The organism is Bradyrhizobium sp. (assembly GCF_016462955.1).
Taxonomy (GTDB): domain Bacteria; phylum Pseudomonadota; class Alphaproteobacteria; order Rhizobiales; family Xanthobacteraceae; genus Bradyrhizobium.
The window spans coordinates 1-3,886 of record NZ_JAEMSD010000465.1 but is presented as its reverse complement, the minus strand read 5'-3'; the positions used below and the strand labels follow the sequence as shown (position 1 = coordinate 3,886).

The 3,886-nt window shown below is 64.3% G+C and carries 3 protein-coding genes; 1 reads left to right on the top strand and 2 read right to left on the bottom strand.

The annotated features are described in order from the left end of the window. Nucleotides 1-191 precede the first annotated feature (191 nt). Nucleotides 192-833, top strand: a complete 642-nt coding sequence (locus tag JHD07_RS31770) for an OmpA family protein (RefSeq protein ID WP_291629337.1) — start codon at nt 192-194, stop codon at nt 831-833. 41 nt (nt 834-874) lie between these two features. Here JHD07_RS31770 and JHD07_RS31765 read toward each other — a convergent pair whose 3' ends face one another. Both JHD07_RS31765 and JHD07_RS31760 read right to left on the bottom strand, forming a co-directional pair. After that, nucleotides 875-2,818 (bottom strand): PAS domain-containing sensor histidine kinase, encoded by a 1,944-nt coding sequence (locus JHD07_RS31765; protein WP_291629341.1) that lies wholly within the window; start codon nt 2,816-2,818, stop codon nt 875-877. Nucleotides 2,819-2,920: 102 nt separating this feature from the next. Then, nucleotides 2,921-3,886 (bottom strand): phospholipid carrier-dependent glycosyltransferase (locus JHD07_RS31760; protein ID WP_291629335.1); only part of this gene is annotated, 966 nt, incomplete at its 5' end.

The following is a 3,886-nucleotide window of genomic DNA, read 5'->3' as shown; positions in this document are numbered from 1 at the left end:
CTGCCGATTGCGACTTCAGGCTCACTAGAGGCCTTCCCGCAGGTTCGAGCTTCTTGCCCCCGATCAAGCGCAGACGATCGAACCTGATCGGAGTTCTGCCCGAGCGTGACGGAGGTCACATCGAGGCCTTTGAACCTGCGCTAGGCTCAGAGCATCAAATCGCCATCAGGCGTAACAGCGAGGATACGACAATGACCCGTTTTGATAAGTTTTTTGGACTGAAGGCGATAACTCTTTCCGCCGCCCTGTCGATGACGGCAGGCCTTGCGCTGGCGGGCGACAACAACGTCACCGCCGGCCAGATCGTCGATGCGCTGAAGCCGAAGCCGTTGACCCGCGGGCTGTCCGTTGCGCCGCAGGTCGACACGACCGTGCAGGCCAAGGAAGCGAGCTTCCTGAACACCGTGCGCAACCGTTCGACCCGGTCGCTCTCGACCGGCGAGCGCGAGCAGATCGCCGAGCTAGCTGCGACCAAGCCGAAGATCGATCTGGAGATCCAGTTCGACTATAACTCGGCCGACATCGCCAAGACCTCGATGGCATCGGTGCAGGCGCTCGGCAAGGCGCTGTCGGATCCGGCGCTGAAGGGCTCGACCATCGTGGTCGCCGGCCACACCGATGCGACCGGCGGCGAACAGTACAATCAGGGGCTCTCCGAACGGCGCGCCGACACCATCAAGAAATACCTGATGCAGAACTACGGCCTCAACGGTACCGATCTCGTCACCGTCGGATACGGCGAGACCAAGCTGAAGGATGCCGCCAACGGCACCGACCCAGCCAACCGCCGCGTCCAGGTCGTCAACATGGACACCAAGACCGCGTCGAAGTGATCACTCGAGGGTTCGCCGCCTGCCGCCCACCGGCAGGCGGCTCACACCGGCACCGGCGCGACGAGCGCCTCTCTCACCAGCCGTGCGAGCTCGGCCTTGCGGTAGGGCTTTTCCAGGATCAGAGCGCCCTGCCGGACATGGCCGTTTGCCGCCAGCGTCTCGAGCGCGTAGCCCGACGTCAGCAGCACGCGCAGATCAGGCCTGTCCTTGCGTGCGAGTCCTGCAAGCTCCCAACCGTTGACTCCCCCGGGCATGACGACATCGGTGAACAACAGGTCGATGTGCGCCGTCGTCGCAAGCTTTTGCAAGGCCTCCCTGCCGTCGACGGCGGAGACGACCTTGTAACCCAGGCTCTCCAGGCTCATGACCGCGTAGGACCGGACGAACGGATCGTCCTCGACGACCAGCACGCTCTCGGATCCGCTATTCGTCACCTCCTTGTCGACCGCAAGCGGTACGTCCTGCGTCTTCGCCAGCACGGCCGGAAGATAGATCCGCACCGTCGTCCCCAGGCCGGGCTCGCTGTAGATCGTGACATGGCCGTTGGACTGCTTGGCGAAGCCGTAGACCATGCTGAGCCCCAGCCCACTGCCCTTGCCCACCTCCTTGGTGGTGAAGAAGGGCTCGAACGCACGTTCAAGCACCGGCTTCGGCATGCCAGAACCGGTGTCGGTCACCGCGATCACGACATACTCGCCCGGCCCGACCTCGGGGTGGGCGTTGTGGTCGCCCGGATCGAGCGACGCGTTCGCGGTCGAAATGGTCAGACGTCCACCTGATCCCATCGCGTCCTGGGCGTTCAGCGCGAGGTTGAGAATCGCCGATTCGAGCTGCGCGGGATCGGCAAAGGCGTGCCGGAGCGCGGGATCGGTCTGGGTAGCGATGGCAATGTCCTCACGCAGCGTCCGCCGCAGCAGCTTGTGCATGGATTCGACGAGCTTGTTGCATTCCGTCTCGACCGGCCGCAGCAGCTGCTTGCGGCTGAAGGCGAGCAGGCGCTGCGTGAGCTCGGCGCCGCGTTCGCCGGCGCTGCAGATGTCCTCGGCGAGCCGCTTCAGGTCGGCGCGCGACAGCAATTGCTCCGCCAGGAATTCCGCGTTGCCGACGATCACGGTGAGCAGATTGTTGAAGTCGTGGGCGATGCCGCCGGAGAGCTGGCCGACCGCCTCCATCTTCTGCGCCTGGATCAGCTGGGCCTCGGTGCGCTTGCGGTCGCTCAGATCGTGGATCATGCCGACGAAGATCGGCGAGCCGTCCTGCTCCGCCTCGCCGACCGAAAGGTCCATCGGAAAGGTCGTGCCGTCCTTGCGCCGGCCCACCACCTCGCGGCCGATGCCGATGATCTTCTTCTCGCCGGTGGTCAGGAAGTTGCGAACGTAGCCGTCGTGCTCGGATCGGTAGGGCTCCGGCATCAGGATCGTGACGTTCTCTCCCAGAACTTCGTCGGCCCGGTACTTGAACAGTCTTTCGCAGGCCGGATTAAACTTCAGGATGGTGCCGTTGGAATCGATCAGGATCACGCCGTCGACGGCGGTGTCGACTACCGCGCGCAGCCGGGCCGCGCTCTCGCGCAACTCGCGCTCGACCCGCTCGCGCTCCGTGAGGTCGTGCAAGATGCCGACGAAGATCGATTTTCCCGACGCCTGCTTGGTCTCGCCGACCGACAGATGAATCAGGAAGGTCGAGCCGTCCTTGCGCTGTCCCGCCACCTCGCGGCCGATACCGATGATCTTGCGTTCGCCGCTGACATGGTAGTTGTGAAGATAGCCGTCGTGGGCGTCACGGTAGGACGAGGGCATCAGGACCTTGACGTTCCGTCCGACGACCTCGCCGGCGGAATAGCCGAACAACTTTTCGCAGGCCGGATTGAACATCAGGATGCCGCCGTGGGCGTCGATCAGGATCACCCCGTCGACGGCGGTGTCGACTACGGCACGCAGCCAATCCGCGCTGGAATAATCCGGACTCGCAATGCCGTCCTCCATGCCCACCTGCCGCCTCTCCCATTCCGGCAATGGCGGGCAGTCGACACGCGACGATTGATTCACGCAAGTCAATTCTGCCCGGCCTATGCACGCAAGCGGGCATTAGATCCAGCTTTGGAACAACATCAGCCGGTTGAACCACCTCATCGAGGTGCCGACGAACGCTGCGGAAATCGGCAGCATGACTGCAAAGCCGGCCGCGGCGACGCCGACATAGGCCCACAGCAGCCATCGCGGCAGCCCCTCCCGGCGCAGCACATAGACCAGCGCGAGCGAGGCCGCGGTCGCTGCGGGCAGATAGTAATAGATGAAGCCCAGCGTGCGCGGCAGCAATGCCCAGGCGAGCCAGGGGCCGAAATAGAATGCTGCGATGAGTAACGCATCCCAGCGCCGCGCCACGACGAAATCGCGCAGCACCACGGCGAGGGCGGGCAGAGCCGGCCATAGGACCAGCGGATTGCCCAGAAAGGCGATCGCAGCGACGTGGTCCTCTGCGGTCTTGTCGAACAGGAACCAAACCGGGCGCGCCAGCAGCGGCCAGGACGGCCATGAACTCATATAGGTGTGGCCTGCGATGGCGGTCGTGGTGTTGTCGGCAAAGATGCGCCGCTGGGCCTCGATCAGGCCAGCCAGCGAAAATCCGTGAAGCGGAACGAAGGCGGCAAGATAAGCCACCATCGGAAGGACCGCGAAGCAGAGCGCGAGGTGATGCATTTTCAAGGCGGGCCACAGTTCCGGCCGATACCAGTCGTCCAGCCTCGCATCAGCGAACAGCGTGCGCCAGCCCTGCATCAGGCGGATCACCGCGACGATGACGATGCAGACGCCAAGCGGAAACAGGCCGCTCCATTTGCATGCCGCGGCAAGCCCGAACAGGGCGCCTGCGGCGGCAAACATCGCCTGCGGCCGCTCTCTTCGAAAACCATGCATGAAGGCGGCGATCGCAAGCAGGCCGAAGCCGAGCGCAAAGATGTCGAGCATCGCGATGCGCGCCTGCACATAGAGCATCTGGTTGAAGCCGGCGATCAGCGCCGCGGCGATCGCGGGCCCTTGCGCGGAGAACAGCGC

Coding starts and splice junctions, on each gene's coding strand:
- JHD07_RS31765 (WP_291629341.1), bottom strand. CDS start 2,818: ATGGAGGACGGCATTGCGAGTCCGGATTATTCCAGCGCGGATTGGCTG.
- JHD07_RS31770 (WP_291629337.1), top strand. CDS start 192: ATGACCCGTTTTGATAAGTTTTTTGGACTGAAGGCGATAACTCTTTCC.